This is a genomic window from Chryseobacterium sp. UYP7 (genome assembly GCF_056279225.1).
Window position 1 is genome coordinate 685,882 of record NZ_JBWBQW010000001.1, and the last position, 13,566, is coordinate 699,447.

At 37.4% G+C, this 13,566-nt stretch carries 13 protein-coding genes; 5 read left to right on the top strand and 8 right to left on the bottom strand.

Annotation, left to right across the window (positions count from 1 at the left end; all coding sequences use genetic code 11):
* Position 1: 1 nt before the first annotated feature.
* Both menD and ACZ9HT_RS03250 read right to left on the bottom strand, forming a co-directional pair.
* Positions 2–1,666, bottom strand: coding sequence for a 2-succinyl-5-enolpyruvyl-6-hydroxy-3-cyclohexene-1-carboxylic-acid synthase (gene menD, locus ACZ9HT_RS03245; RefSeq protein WP_476039007.1), 1,665 nt, complete (start codon positions 1,664–1,666; stop codon positions 2–4).
* A gap of 227 nt (positions 1,667–1,893) precedes the next feature.
* A complete protein-coding gene (locus tag ACZ9HT_RS03250; protein WP_476039008.1) occupies positions 1,894–3,000 on the bottom strand; it encodes a DUF3667 domain-containing protein in 1,107 nt (368 codons plus the stop codon).
* A gap of 188 nt (positions 3,001–3,188) precedes the next feature.
* Between ACZ9HT_RS03250 and ACZ9HT_RS03255 the strand changes: the two genes are divergently transcribed.
* Positions 3,189–4,139, top strand: a complete 951-nt coding sequence (locus tag ACZ9HT_RS03255) for an isopenicillin N synthase family dioxygenase (RefSeq protein WP_476039009.1) — start codon at positions 3,189–3,191, stop codon at positions 4,137–4,139.
* 81 nt (positions 4,140–4,220) lie between these two features.
* Here the strand turns inward: ACZ9HT_RS03255 and ACZ9HT_RS03260 are convergent, their stop codons facing one another.
* From ACZ9HT_RS03260 to ACZ9HT_RS03270, 3 genes are all read right to left on the bottom strand, one after another.
* Entirely contained in the window at positions 4,221–5,597 is a 1,377-nt protein-coding gene (locus ACZ9HT_RS03260) for a tryptophanase (RefSeq protein WP_476039010.1), read from the bottom strand.
* A gap of 104 nt (positions 5,598–5,701) precedes the next feature.
* Positions 5,702–6,322: a DUF502 domain-containing protein gene (locus ACZ9HT_RS03265; protein ID WP_476039011.1), complete on the bottom strand. Its 621-nt coding sequence runs from the start codon at positions 6,320–6,322 to the stop codon at positions 5,702–5,704.
* A gap of 74 nt (positions 6,323–6,396) precedes the next feature.
* Positions 6,397–6,975 carry a MiaE family protein gene (locus ACZ9HT_RS03270; RefSeq protein WP_476039012.1) on the bottom strand — a complete coding sequence of 193 codons (579 nt, stop codon included), beginning with the start codon at positions 6,973–6,975 and terminating at the stop codon, positions 6,397–6,399.
* 143 nt (positions 6,976–7,118) lie between these two features.
* On the opposite strand from ACZ9HT_RS03270, the gene ACZ9HT_RS03275 reads away from it, so the two are divergent.
* Positions 7,119–7,361 (top strand): hypothetical protein, encoded by a 243-nt coding sequence (locus ACZ9HT_RS03275; protein WP_476039013.1) that lies wholly within the window; start codon positions 7,119–7,121, stop codon positions 7,359–7,361.
* Between the two features lie 35 nt (positions 7,362–7,396).
* Here ACZ9HT_RS03275 and ACZ9HT_RS03280 read toward each other — a convergent pair whose 3' ends face one another.
* Both ACZ9HT_RS03280 and ACZ9HT_RS03285 read right to left on the bottom strand, forming a co-directional pair.
* On the bottom strand, positions 7,397–8,491 hold the full coding sequence (locus tag ACZ9HT_RS03280) for an acyltransferase family protein (protein ID WP_476039014.1): 1,095 nt from the start codon (positions 8,489–8,491) through the stop codon (positions 7,397–7,399).
* Positions 8,492–8,604: 113 nt separating this feature from the next.
* A complete protein-coding gene (locus ACZ9HT_RS03285; RefSeq protein ID WP_476039015.1) occupies positions 8,605–9,489 on the bottom strand; it encodes a neutral zinc metallopeptidase in 885 nt (294 codons plus the stop codon).
* 176 nt (positions 9,490–9,665) lie between these two features.
* On the opposite strand from ACZ9HT_RS03285, the gene rplU reads away from it, so the two are divergent.
* The 3 genes from rplU (at position 9,666) to ACZ9HT_RS03300 (ending at position 12,172) form a co-directional block, all read left to right on the top strand.
* On the top strand, positions 9,666–10,082 hold the full coding sequence (gene rplU, locus ACZ9HT_RS03290; RefSeq protein ID WP_476039016.1) for a 50S ribosomal protein L21: 417 nt from the start codon (positions 9,666–9,668) through the stop codon (positions 10,080–10,082).
* A gap of 26 nt (positions 10,083–10,108) precedes the next feature.
* On the top strand, positions 10,109–10,366 hold the full coding sequence (gene rpmA / locus ACZ9HT_RS03295) for a 50S ribosomal protein L27 (RefSeq protein ID WP_039349882.1): 258 nt from the start codon (positions 10,109–10,111) through the stop codon (positions 10,364–10,366).
* Positions 10,367–10,600: 234 nt separating this feature from the next.
* Positions 10,601–12,172 carry a M20/M25/M40 family metallo-hydrolase gene (locus ACZ9HT_RS03300; protein ID WP_476039017.1) on the top strand — a complete coding sequence of 524 codons (1,572 nt, stop codon included), beginning with the start codon at positions 10,601–10,603 and terminating at the stop codon, positions 12,170–12,172.
* 305 nt (positions 12,173–12,477) lie between these two features.
* On the opposite strand, the gene thiL is transcribed toward ACZ9HT_RS03300, so the two are convergent.
* The gene (gene thiL / locus ACZ9HT_RS03305; protein ID WP_476039018.1) at positions 12,478–13,530 is read right to left on the bottom strand and encodes a thiamine-phosphate kinase; all 1,053 of its coding nucleotides are present in this window, start codon (positions 13,528–13,530) and stop codon (positions 12,478–12,480) included.
* Positions 13,531–13,566: the final 36 nt, after the last annotated feature.

Below are 13,566 nucleotides of genomic sequence, written 5' to 3' on the forward strand. Positions count from 1 at the left end.
ATTACTTTAAGAACTCAAAATAGCCTTTCAAAACATCCGCATTTTCAATGGCGGAAGTATCAATTTCCAGGATTTTTGCTTTAACATCAGGTTTAAAGAAATTATCTAAAACTCGCGAGAGTGTGTCTTCATCTTCCACTTTCGTATAACCAAAACCAAAATGTTTCGCTAGATATTCTGCGTTTTTATGATGTTTCGTCAAGATAAATTCATCCAAAGCATTAGTAGAATCCGGACCCGGAATAATTTTGAAAATGTCGCCGCCGCCATTATTAAAAACGATAATTCGCGTATAAGGCGGAATGTAATTATTCCACAAGCCATTAATGTCGTAGAAGAAACTAAGATCTCCCGTCACTAATATTGTTTGTTTGGAGTCTTTCATCGCAAATCCCATCGCCGTCGAAGTTGAGCCATCAATTCCACTTGTTCCGCGATTGCAGTAAACGCTGTTCTTTTGAAAATCAAAAAGTTGCGCATACCGAATTGCTGACGAATTACTGATATGTAAGTTGACATTTTCCGGAATTTTCTGCGCCAGAATTTCGAAAAATTTAAAATCGGAGTAAGAAGTTCCAATGCAGTATTTCGCATGTTTGAGGTCTTTTTTATCCCGCAAAACATCCCATAAATTATAGTAAGGACTTGGCTCTAAAGAAATGAAATTCAATAATTTACCAAAGAATTTTTCCGGCTTTATCTTAATTTTTTCTGTGAGACTAAAGAAGGTATCAGGATGCCAAAACTCATCGACATGCCAGTGATTTTTAGGTTTTGCTTTTCTTAAGAATTGTTTGATTTTTTTTGAAACAATATTTTGCCCAACGGTGATCAACAAGTCCGGTGCGTACGTTTTGAAATCCTCTTCGTTAAAATTAAAGATGTACCGATCGATATGAGCGAAAAATTTGTCGTGTTTCAAATTGGAGTTCGCTTCTTTCAATACAACAACGCTGTGATTTTTAACCAATTGCGATAACTGCATTTCCAGCTCTTCACTGAAATCTCTTGTTCCAACCAAAATCATGATTCGTTTCGAAGTATTCCACTCAGCGGCAAGATTCGGAGCAAATTCTATTGTCTTTTTCTGGATCGTTTTTTCTACAGGCGGAAAGTTCGGAATTTCAGAAACCAACTGATACAAAGGTTCTTCTAAAGGAATGTTGATGTGAACCGGACCTTGTTTTTCAAAACAAAGTTCAATGGCTTTTTTAATTAAAGCGAAATTTTCTTCCTCCGCATTTTCTTCAGAATCTTCCAGCAACTGAAAATCTCCGTAAGAATGCTGCTGATACAGATCTTTCTGCCGGATCGTTTGTCCATCAAAAATATCTACAAAATCTACAGGTCGGTCGGCTGTTAAAATCAAGAGCGGGTTATTCGAATAAAACGCTTCGGTAATTGCCGGATAATAATTTGCAGATGCAGAACCACTTGTACACGTTATTGCGACAGGTTTCTGTAAACTTTTCGCCATTCCCATTGCTACAAAAGCGGCACTTCTTTCATCCACAATACTGTAGCAATTCAGATCATCACTTTCGGAAAAGTGAATCGCTAAAGGCGCATTTCGCGATCCGGGAGAAATAACGACATCGAAAATTTCGTATTCTTTTAGGAGATAAGCTAATATTTGAATGCTTCGTTTTGAAGAGAATTGTTTCATGTAATAGATTGATCTGCAAATTTAATCATAATATCAATCAAATAGACAATGGCGCGAAGGTGTTTTTTCCGAAGCATAAAGAGTTTTTACTCTTCCCAACATTCCACCCGCTATCCATTACAATCTTTTTTTCACCGCTGCATTTCCCTTTCAAAAAAAGGATTTTCATTGCTATCGGGGCTAAAAGTTCAATTCCTTTTTCTTCTTAAATTCAAAGGAATTTCAACCTAATGAATCATTAAGAAACTAATGACACTAAGGATACTCACCACAAACATAAATGCCATAAAATTAATTGTAAATAAAGCAGAGCCGATAACAAAACTGCTTCTTCCACGATATTTGTAAACTCGGTGATGTGCAAAGAAAAAATAGAGTAAACTGTAAACCGCGGACACTGTTATTAAAATATAAAGAAGAGTATCAATGAATCTGGAATCTATTATTTGTATCAATTTGGTTAATAAAGACAGCACTAAAATAGTCAGCAGCAAGAAAGAAAAGTAATGCAGCGTGAAAACACCGTGTTCAAAATACCACCACTTTTTCTTATTGTGAATGATCCATAAAAAGAAAGCAAAAACAGGAAGGTAAAAAAACAGTGCTTTTGGTAAATTATGAAGCAATGTTTCCGACAGATTTCGTAAAATGTCTCCCTTTTTTACGCCTTTTTCTTTTAATTCAAATAATTTGTGAGCGATCGGCTTATCGATAAAGTCCCAAAACATTGGGTTTTTTGCCTGTGCAGAATCGTACGATTTTCTGGTTAAAGCGTTTTTATAACGAAATCCTTCTAATCCTGTATTTAAATCCGTGCTCATCTGCAGTTTTTTGAGCGATACTGTATCCTTCATAAGAGCTGAAAGCCGTCCAATACTCACTGAATCTTCAGGACTTATATTTTTTTGAGTTTCCAGTTTTTCCAGCTCATTTTGCATCTGCACTACCGCACTATTTTCTGCTTTTAATTTTGCGGTCTTTTCGGCTTCAGATTTTGGCGCATTATCATAAACCTTATAAGGTGGAAAAATAGCAAACAGGAAAAAGGTAATAAAACTAATGAAAATATACAGTTTTACAGGTGGAACAAATCGCTGTCGTTTCCCTTCAATATATGTTTCTGTCAGTTTTCCCGGTCTAAAAAGGAGATTTTTGATCGTTCCCCAAAACTGCCCGTCGTAATGCGTAAAATCTTCTACAAAATGAGTAAAGAGATAATGAAATGGCTTTCGGTTTTCTGTATTTTCCTGTCCACAGTTGGGGCAGAACTTTTCGTCCACGGTATGTCCGCAATTCAGGCAGTTTTTCTCTTCTCTAAGTTTTCCGTGGCTCATTTATATAGTTTGCGTAAAAATATAAAATCTACATTAATAGTATACTTCAAAAAGGCATTTATTTCCAAGACACTTTTCGGAACGCTTTTAATGGGAAGTATCAATCTTAATAGAATTTGAGACATCATCAAGATTGTAATCTTAATCTAAATATCTTAATTTTGCAGTTCAATTTTAAATCTAACAAAATGAAACAGATCCCAAGTGTGGATTTGCGTGATTTCCTTTCGGGTGACCCGGAACGCAAACAAAAATTTGTAAATGAAATCGGAAAAGCATACGAAGAAATCGGCTTCGTCGCTCTAAAAGGACATTTTCTAGATGACCAATTGGTTGCTGAACTTTATGAAGAAGTGAAGCAATTCTTTGATCTGAATGTAGAAACAAAACAGAAATACGAGATCCCCGGAATTGGCGGACAACGTGGCTACGTCGGTTTTGGTAAAGAAACTGCAAAAGGATTCAAAAAAGGGGATCTAAAAGAATTCTGGCATTTTGGTCAGTATTTAGAAGAAGGCTCTAAATATTCGGCAGAATATCCGGATAATGTTGAAGTAGCAGAAAATCCAAAATTCAATGCAGTCGGAAAAGAAGCTTTTAAAATGCTGGAGAAAACTGGAATTTATGTTCTCAGAGCTTTGGCACTTTATCTTGGACTGGATGAGTTTTATTTCGACAAGTTCGTAGGTGAAGGAAATTCTATTTTAAGACCCATTCATTATCCACCAATCACGTCTGAACCTGATAATGCAGTTCGCGCCGCAGCTCATGGCGACATTAATTTGATCACCCTTTTAATGGGCGCTCAAGGGAAAGGTCTTCAGGTAAAAAACCACGAAGGCGAATGGATTGATGCGATTGCGCAACCAGATGAACTAATGATCAATGTTGGCGATATGCTCTCGAGATTAACGAACAACAAACTGAAATCTACGATTCACCAGGTTGTAAATCCACCAAGAGAAATGTGGGGAACTTCAAGATATTCGATCCCGTTTTTTATGCATCCGGTGAGCGAAATGTCACTGAATGCTTTAGAAAATTGTGTAGATGAAGATAACCCGAAATTGTATGAAGATACGACCGCCGGAGAATTTTTATATGAAAGACTGGTTGAATTGGGTTTGATCAAAAAATAAAACTTCAATTTCTTGAAGATAGCAATGCAAAACCTCGACGAAAGCCGAGGTTTTTTATATTTTAAAATATGGAAGATGATTTTAAGCTTCTTCCAGTTGCACTGTGAAGTGACGCAGAATATCAGATTCCCAGGTAATGTTATATCCTTTTTGAATTTCGTCTTTTCGGTCAAAAACATTTTTAATCGCAACCGCAATATAATCCATGTGATTGTTGGTGTACGTTCGGCGAGGAATCGCTAGACGAACCAGTTCTAATTTTGGATAACGGTTTTCCCGGGTTTCAGGATCTCTGTCGGCCAATAAAGTTCCGATTTCTACGGTTCTGATTCCGGCTTCTTTATAAATTTCGTTGGCTAAAGTTTGCGCCGGATATTGATCTCTCGGAATATTCGGTAAGAATTTCAAAGAATCGATAAATACAGCGTGTCCACCAATTGGTTTCTGTACAGGAATTCCAAACTCGATCAATCGGTTTCCTAAATATTCTACCTGAGAAATACGGCTTTCCAAATAAGCAAATTCTGTAGCTTCATTCAAACCAACCGCTAAAGCTGCCATATCGCGTCCCGCCATTCCGCCATAAGTAATAAAACCTTCATAAATAATGGTGAAGTTCGAAGCAGCTCTAAAAATCTTTTTATCATTCAAAGCGATGAAACCACCGATGTTGACCAAACCGTCTTTTTTAGAACTCATCGTCATTCCAACTCCGTAAGAAAAAACTTCTTTCGCAATCTCCTTGATCGTTTTGTTTTCCTGACCTTTTTCCCTCATTTTAATGAAGTAAGCATTTTCTGCAAACCGCGCAGAATCAAAATAGATCGGAATCCCATAACGGTCAGAAAGTTCTTTCACCGCTTTTACATTTTCCAGAGAAACCGGTTGTCCGCCAGAAGAATTACAAGTAATCGTAATTAAACAAAACGGAATTTTCTCCTGCGGATACGATTGATAAACCAGTTCCAATTTTTCGAGATCAATATTTCCTTTGAAAGGATGAAGATTTTCGATATCAAAAGCTTCGTCGACCGTACAGTCTAAAGCGTGGGCTTTTCTAATTTCGATGTGTCCTTTTGTCGTGTCAAAATGGGAATTTCCGGGAATCACGTCGCCGTCTTTAACCAGAACAGAAAACAGAACGTTTTCCGCAGCTCTTCCCTGATGCGCAGGAAGAAGATATTGGTAACCCGTAATTTCTTTAACGGTATTGTGCAAAGCGTCGAAACTTCTTGATCCGGCGTAACTTTCATCACCCGTCATTAAAGCTGCCCATTGTTGGTCGCTCATTGCGCCAGTTCCGGAATCGGTTAAAAGATCGATGAAAACTTGAGAGGATTTTAAATTGAATAAATTGAAGTCAGCATTTTTCAGCCATTCTTCTCGTTGTTCCTGGGTAGACTGGTGAATTTCTTCCACCATTTTTATTCTGAATGGTTCAGCGTAAGGTAATTTCATTTGAGGTTAAGTTTAAGGTTGAGTTTAAGGAAATTAAAAATTTCCATTTTAATAGAACTGAGTGATTTAGGATGAGAAACCTAAACCTTTATCTTAACCTTAGATCATTCCGGTGCTTTGAACACGTTATCATCTGAATGAAAACCTGCGACACCGCCACTTACGGCAAATTTCATTGCTTGCGCAGCACTCACATTTTCTAAAATAGTAATGTTAGTAGCCAATACAAAAACCACCCAACCGGAAACCGCATAAGAATGTGGCAGATAAACCGAAACATAATTTGGGAAACCAACAGAAGAAAGGTCGCTTTGGGTTAAAAAGCCGATGCGCCAAATAGCAGGATTCTCGGTAGTTTTTATGAGAACAGGTTGATTGAATTTCTTTTTATCACCAACGAAAGAAGTCATTACATCTTTTAAAGAAGTATAAATGAATTTGATTCCGGGAGTATGTTCCAAAAGATAATCGAAACTATCGACAACGACTCTGCCAATAATGAATTTGTTTCCCAGATATCCAATTATAGTCGTTGAAAAAATGACAATTAAAAACGTAATTCCAGGATACATTCTTTCTGAAACGGTCGGAATAATATTATCAATACTTGAAACGATATACCAAATGATCCAGATCGTAATGGCAAATGGCCCAATAATAAGTAAACCCTGGAAAAAAGATTTCGCCAGAGTGTTTAGTATTCGATCATGTTGCTTTTTATTCATCTGTATAAATTCCGCAATCGATTAAATTGGATTTTGTAAAAATAGGAAAATTCCGAAAGAAATTAAAGAAAAAATTAGCCGTGGATGGATTCTTTTTTTCCGTATGATTTTATGATTTCTGCTTCGTAATCGAGCCATTCTTCCCAGCGCTGATTTACTTTTTCGGGGTCACCCAGTTGTCGGGCAAATTTAATGAAGGTCGCGTAATGGCCGGCTTCAGAAATCATCAGTTCTTTGTAGAAAACTTTCAGTTCTTCATCTTTTATATTTTCGGTCAAAACTTTAAAGCGTTCGCAACTTCTGGCTTCTATCATGGCTGCAAAAAGCATTCGGTCGATGATATAATTTTCGCGCGTTCCCTGAACGATAAATTTAAAAAGTTGTCCCACGTAATCGTCTTTTCTTTCGCGTCCGAAAGTATAGCCGCGTTTTTTAATGATCTCGTGAACCATTTGAAAATGCTCCAGTTCCTCTTGCGCAATAATTAAAAGTTCGGTAATAATTTCCGGATATTCGGGAACCATCGTAATAATGGTAATTGCATTTGTTGTTGCCTTCTGCTCGCACCAGGCGTGATCGGTTAAAATTTCTTCTAAATTTCCTTCTGCGATATTGGCCCATCTCGGATCCGTTAAAAGTTTCAGTTTGAACATGATGATCTTTTTTCTGTCGCAAATTTAAATATTATTAAGGTGAAAAGAAAGCTTAAAATGGTTTAAAACATTTCCGAAAATGATAAATATTGACTATTGTGGCACAAAACTTGAAGAATAGTCAGTACATTAAAAAATAAATTATGAACACTACACTATTAACAAAAAAAATCGAAAGTTTCGGAGTTTTCCTTCTAACATTTTTTTTCAGCGTCATGACATTCGCTCAAGACACAAAGGCGCCAAGCGTTGATGTTACTACAACATCTACAAAAACTACAACAACCGAGCAATGGTTCTCGAATCCTATTTACTGGGTCATTGGAGCTTTGATTTTTATAATCATTATTGCGATTGTTGCCAGAGGCAATGGTAAAAGAGATTAATCATTAATATACCTTGGTATACTACGTAAACCGTTTCAACTAATTGAAGCGGTTTTTTTACGTAAAAATTCCAAAATCCTCCAACCGAAGGCGTCTAACTTTTTAAGGAATATTACAATAAGAACTGCAATAAGAATATTGATGAGGTAGATGCAGATCATCAAAATCCACCATGGTAATTGATTTTTCACCGCAACAACGATAAAATAAACCAAAGAAGAACTCATGCCCTGTGCGAAATAGAAAAAAATCGCATTTTGTCCAATGTAGGTGATGAAATTCGGTTTTGTAATTTTTACTCTGTTGTAAAGAACCAATAAGGTTAGCAAGGAGAAAGAACTCCAGAAAATATAAAGCAGCTTTGGCGGAAATTTCGATTTGTTCATTTTAAGAAATACTTCTTTCCCCAGATCCCAATAAAGGAAAATGAGTATCGCTGCCAAAATTCCATATAATACTGGAAGCCATTTCGTCTGAATTTTCTTCCCTTTTAATTGATGCGCTACCAGAAATAATCCCAGATAAAATGCAACGTAACCGACTTGTCCGGTCGGATAAAACTGAGGCAGTAAATTGAATAACAGTGTTGATCCAAAGCACAAAGCAATAAACCATTTGATATGCTTCGGGAAAAACCTTAAAATTAAAACTCCGAAAACCGTTAAGATATAATACACCTTCAAATACCAGAAACTTCCCATCACCACAGGAAAAGTATCAGCATTCGTATATTGATGAAGGTACCAGTTTCCGAGATTTTGCCATTGCGGAATGTCTGAAATGCTCTGCGGAACATACTTCGCCCCAAACGTGGAATAAAAATTTTTCATCCAGTCCAATCCAAAGAAATTCAAGCCAAAAACTTTAAAGAAATAGTCCAGAAAAAAGAGAAAGGTCACAAAGATCATATACGTGATCTGCAGTTTCAGGAGTCTGTACAAAGTCTTTTCTACATTGTTCCCGGAAGTTAAACCACTTAAAGCGTAGAATAAAGGAACATCAATAAGCAATGATAAAACACGTAACTCTGTCGGAACGTAATATTGGCCAGACCAAAAAACGGTGTGAATAAAGATGATCGAGAGTGTCGCGAAACCTTTAGCAAAATCAATGTATAAATCTCTTTTCATATCGTTAAATAGTTTCGGGTAAAATTAGATAAAAGTTTTATTTATCGCCCTTTTAAAAAATAAAAAAGGCAGAGCGATATGCCCTGCCTTTCATCATAATGATTTACTAAATCTTATTGAATATTTTTAAATTCTTCAGCAGAGATCTCTCCGGTTTGAATTTGTTTAAGTTCTTCCGTGTATTTACTCATGTACGCATCAAGTTCTGGAAAACGGCTGTTGACCGCCATTTTATAAGTTCCGTTTAAAACTCCGTTATAGTAATAAAAGAAGTTATAATCAAAATCGGAAGCGTTCAAACTATACTGTCCCAAAAGGAAACCTAAACGTACAGCTGATCTTCTTTGCGGTGGAGTACCGTGATGTCCTGAACTCGTTGTGTTATAATCACCAATACTTTTTGCAAATTCGTACGCAGCAGCAATAGCGGCAAAAGACGTTTGGTTGTAACCATTTGGTCTGCGAAGATAATAGCCGGCAAATCCGTCTGCTTCAAGCTCATTTGGTCTGGCTGTATTTTCTGAAACACTTGGTAATCCAAAAATATATTGCAACTGATGACCATATTCATGCGCCAGGATCATAGCGTTCACAATATTTCCTCCTTTTGATTTTGCATCAGAATAAATAGCATAACCATAATAAATTTTTCCTGTAGAATAAGAGATCGCGTTGTACGTGGAGCTATAATTCGACGGGTCATTTACAAATCTAAGAGTCGGTTTACTTCTTCCCCACATGCCGGCGATTTTCGTCATCTGTGCATTCATGAAATTGGTGTCGGTGCTATTGGAAAGTCCTGAGTACAAATTAGCGGAACTTGCCCAGTTGCCATCAACATAAGAACAGGCTTTCTGCAGATCGCCCGGTTGCTCCATTAATTCATTTAAAGGAGTTTGATCAGGAGCGGTAACATTTTCCCGATCTGCATTACAAGACAAGAAAGTAGCGCTGACTATTACAGCAGCAAAAAGGCTTTTTGTGAAGCTTTGTTTCATAATAATGTAAATTAAATTGTTTGTACTGCGAATGTATAAAAAAAACGCAATAAATAGCATTTATAATTATGTTTTTTATATTAGGCTGGTCAAGCGAAAAAGATAATTTTATTTACGCTGTTTCAATTTTAATTTATATCTTTGCACCTCGAATTAACTAACAAAATTTATAAACAATGTTTGCAATTGTAGAAATAGCAGGGCTTCAATATAAAGTTGAGCAAGACCAAAAGTTGTTTGTAAACCGTTTGAAAGGTGATATCGGAGGAAAAATTTCTTTTGATAAAGTTCTTTTAACTGTAAACGGTTCTACAACAATCGGCGCCCCAGCTGTAGGCGGTATCACTGTTGATGCTGAAATCATTAATCACCTGAAAGCTGATAAAGTAATCATCTTCAAAAAGAAAAGAAGAAAAGGTTACGAAAAGAAAAACGGTCACAGACAATCTCTAACTCAAATTCAGATCACTGGAATTACAGGATTTGACAAAAAGAAAGAAGAGAAAAAAGCAGCACCGAAAGCTAAAAAAGAAACAGCAGCAAAAGAAGCTCCTGTAACAACAAATACATCTGACAGCGAAACCGCTGAATAATTTTAACCAAAAAACCTTAAAATAAAATGGCACATAAGAAAGGAGTTGGTAGTTCCAAAAATGGTAGAGAATCGCATTCCAAAAGATTGGGAGTTAAGATTTTCGGTGGACAAGAAGCTATCGCCGGTAACATCATCGTAAGACAAAGAGGTACAACTCACCACCCAGGATTAAACGTGGGAATGGGAAAAGACCATACTTTACACGCTTTAGTTGACGGAAAAGTAGTTTTCAGAAAAAAAGCAAACGACAGATCGTTCGTATCGATCGAACCAAATGCGTAATTAAAAAAGCATTTTACAAATATAAAATCCCAGTCTTCTGATTGGGATTTTTTTTTGGGCGGACAATTCGCGCTATTCGCTTTTACTCCTCGCACCAAAGCTTTCCCAACGCTTGCTGTGGGGTAACCGCTACTATCACGGCCGCAGGTTTCGCTTCTAACCAACCGACAGTTTGTTCCAGTTTTTTTCAGATTAACATAATTAAGTATCTTTATGCGAAACTTAGTAAAAAATATGAAGAAGAACATCTTTTTATCAATGTCCGTGTTGCTTGTGGCAACCCAGTTTTCATTTACTTCTGCCCAAACAAAGCAAGAGGAACAGCTAAATCCTGTGGTGCAGAATTTTGTAAACGAAGCGCAAAATAATTCTCAACTCGAAACAATGGCGCATGAACTTTTAGATAAGATCGGACCGCGTCTTGTAGGAACACCAGAAATGCTTGCTTCCAATAAATGGACTGCAGAAAAAATGCGGTCTTGGGGTGTTGAAGCAGAACTTCAGCAGTTTGGAACCTGGAAAGGTTGGGAACGCGGTATCACGCATGTTGATATGGTTTATCCACGGGTTAAAACTTTGGTTGCAACACAATTGGCCTGGAGTCCAGCTACTAAAAAACCCATTGAAGCAGAAGTGGTGATCCTTCCGAATGTTTCATCTAAAGCAGAATTTGATAAATGGCTTCCTTCCGCAAAAGGGAAAATAGTTTTAATGGCGCAATATCAAAAGATCGGTCGTTCCGATGATCAGATCAAAGAGTTTGCATTGCCGGAATTATATGAGAAACTAAAAGCTGAAAAAGCGGAGGCAACGAAACAATTTCGTGATTACGTAAAAAATATTGGTTACGATAATAATACCCTACCGGAAGCCTTAGAAAATGCCGGAGCTGCCGGAATCGCTATTTCTAACTGGACCGGAATTATGGGAGCCAACAGGATCTTCGGCGCCAAAACAAAGAAAATTCCAATGTTCGACATCGAACTCGAAGATTATGGAATGCTTTACAGAATGGCACAAAACAACGAGAAACCAAAATTAAAAATCGATACTCAATCTAAAGTTTTACCCGACGCTCCTTCTTTCAATACGATCGGAATGATCAAAGGGAAAGAAAAGCCAAACGAATATGTGATTCTTTCCGCACATTTAGATTCCTGGGACGGTGCGCAAGGTGCTACAGATAACGGAACCGGAGTTTTAACAATGTTAGAAACGATCCGGATCCTGAAAAAATATTATCCGAACAATAAGCGAACAATTGTGGTTGGACTTTGGGGCAGTGAAGAACAGGGACTGAATGGATCCAGAGGTTTTGTTGCCGACAATCCTGAAATTATGAAAGGTATGCAAGCCGCCTTTAATCAAGACAACGGAACAGGTCGCGTTGTAGATATCAGCGGACAGGGATTTGTAGATTCTTACAGCTATATTGGTAATTGGCTGAGTGCAGTTCCAAAAAATATTAAAGATCAAATCAAATCTACGTTTCCGGGAAGTCCGGGTGAAGGCGGATCAGATCATGCTTCGTTTGTCGCAGCGGGCGTTCCGGGGTTTTCATTAAGTTCCCTGAACTGGGGATATTTTGGTTACACATGGCATACGACGAAAGACACGTATGATAAAATTGTTTTTGATGAGGTTAAAAATAACGTCATTCTCACCGCAACTTTAGCCTACATGGCGTCGGAAGATCCAGAGTTTACAAGTCGAGTAAAACGCGTAATGCCCTCAAACGAAAAAGGAGAAGTTGCAAAATGGCCGGAACAAAAAGAGCCGATGAGAAGCAGCAAAGATTACAAATAAATCAATTTTTTTATAAAAACTTCAGCAAAAAAGCGACTCCAATTGGGGTCGCTTTTGTTATTTTTACCAAAATGTAAATTGAAACATTAAGGTTATTTAGACTCTAAGTGTGGTTAAGATTTCCCATGGAAATTTATTAAGGTGACTGGATAATTTCTCTACTAAAAATTTCATTTTAATATTCGTAACATCAAAACATTTGTGTATTAGTGGCAATCGATATTCACCAAAATTTTGTGAACTATGAACAGTGCACTTTCCACTTTAAAAGCAAAAAAACTTATGTGGCTTTATGGTTCAAAAAATTATTTATTCAGAAAAGCATCCCAACCCTGCGCATTCAAAGGAACTAATTCATTGCTTCCTCTCGCCACCAAATAGTTTCCTTGCTCCAGATCTACGGCATGACCAACGATCGTAAAATCCGGATGGTTTTTAATTTTATCAAAATCTTCCGCTTCAATAGTGAAGAGCAATTCGTAATCTTCGCCGCCACTCAAAGCACACATGACAGGATTTAAATTCAATTCTTCGGCAGTAGAAATCGTTAAAGAATCCATTGGGATTTTCTCTTCATATAAATGGAAACCCACTTTACTCTGATCACTCAAATGTAAAATTTCCGAAGACAAACCATCAGAAACATCGATCATAGAAGTTGGTCGAATGTCCAGTTCCTTTAAAGTTTTCTTAATATCCGTTCGCGCTTCAGGCTTTAATTGTCTTTCCAGAATATAATCATAACCTTCCATTTCGGGCTGCATGTCTGGATTCACGAGATATACAGAATGTTCTCTTTCCAAAATCTGCAGACCCATATAAGCACCGCCTAAATCTCCCGTTACAACTAACAGGTCGCCTGCTTTTGCGCCACTTCTTTTCACTATGTTTTCGGATTTTTCCAAACCAATGGCCGTAATGCTCATCACCAAACCTGATGTTGAACTCGTCGTGTCGCCACCAACCAGATCAACTTTGTAGTGTTTACAAGCCAAAGCAATTCCTTCATAAATCTCTTCCAAAGCTTCTACCGGAAATCGGTTGGAGATTGCAAGTCCCACCAAAATCTGAGTAGGAGTCGCGTTCATGGCCGCAATATCACTAATATTCGTTACCACTGCCTTATAACCTAAATGTTTCAAGGGAACATAACCCAGATTGAAATGTACGCCTTCCGCCAAAATATCGGTAGTCAAAACCACTTGTTGGCCCTCGGGATTGATTACAGCAGCGTCATCGCCAATAGAAATTTCCGTCGAGGAGTTTTCAAAACTAAAGTTATCGGTTAAGTGTTTGATCAATCCAAATTCGCCGTAAGCAGAAATTGGAGTCATTTGCGGGTTTTTATCTTCTAGCATAATATTTTTAAAAGTAAATTAGTATTGATCAATGTT

Bases quoted from the DNA above. Each gene is read 5' to 3' on its own strand.
- menD (WP_476039007.1), bottom strand. From the start codon at position 1,666: ATGAAACAATTCTCTTCAAAACGAAGCATTCAAATATTAGCTTATCTC.
- ACZ9HT_RS03250 (WP_476039008.1), bottom strand. From the start codon at position 3,000: ATGAGCCACGGAAAACTTAGAGAAGAGAAAAACTGCCTGAATTGCGGA.
- ACZ9HT_RS03255 (WP_476039009.1), top strand. From the start codon at position 3,189: ATGAAACAGATCCCAAGTGTGGATTTGCGTGATTTCCTTTCGGGTGAC.
- ACZ9HT_RS03260 (WP_476039010.1), bottom strand. From the start codon at position 5,597: ATGAAATTACCTTACGCTGAACCATTCAGAATAAAAATGGTGGAAGAA.
- ACZ9HT_RS03265 (WP_476039011.1), bottom strand. From the start codon at position 6,322: ATGAATAAAAAGCAACATGATCGAATACTAAACACTCTGGCGAAATCT.
- ACZ9HT_RS03270 (WP_476039012.1), bottom strand. From the start codon at position 6,975: ATGTTCAAACTGAAACTTTTAACGGATCCGAGATGGGCCAATATCGCA.
- ACZ9HT_RS03275 (WP_476039013.1), top strand. From the start codon at position 7,119: ATGAACACTACACTATTAACAAAAAAAATCGAAAGTTTCGGAGTTTTC.
- ACZ9HT_RS03280 (WP_476039014.1), bottom strand. From the start codon at position 8,491: ATGAAAAGAGATTTATACATTGATTTTGCTAAAGGTTTCGCGACACTC.
- ACZ9HT_RS03285 (WP_476039015.1), bottom strand. From the start codon at position 9,489: ATGAAACAAAGCTTCACAAAAAGCCTTTTTGCTGCTGTAATAGTCAGC.
- rplU (WP_476039016.1), top strand. From the start codon at position 9,666: ATGTTTGCAATTGTAGAAATAGCAGGGCTTCAATATAAAGTTGAGCAA.
- rpmA (WP_039349882.1), top strand. From the start codon at position 10,109: ATGGCACATAAGAAAGGAGTTGGTAGTTCCAAAAATGGTAGAGAATCG.
- ACZ9HT_RS03300 (WP_476039017.1), top strand. From the start codon at position 10,601: ATGAAGAAGAACATCTTTTTATCAATGTCCGTGTTGCTTGTGGCAACC.
- thiL (WP_476039018.1), bottom strand. From the start codon at position 13,530: ATGCTAGAAGATAAAAACCCGCAAATGACTCCAATTTCTGCTTACGGC.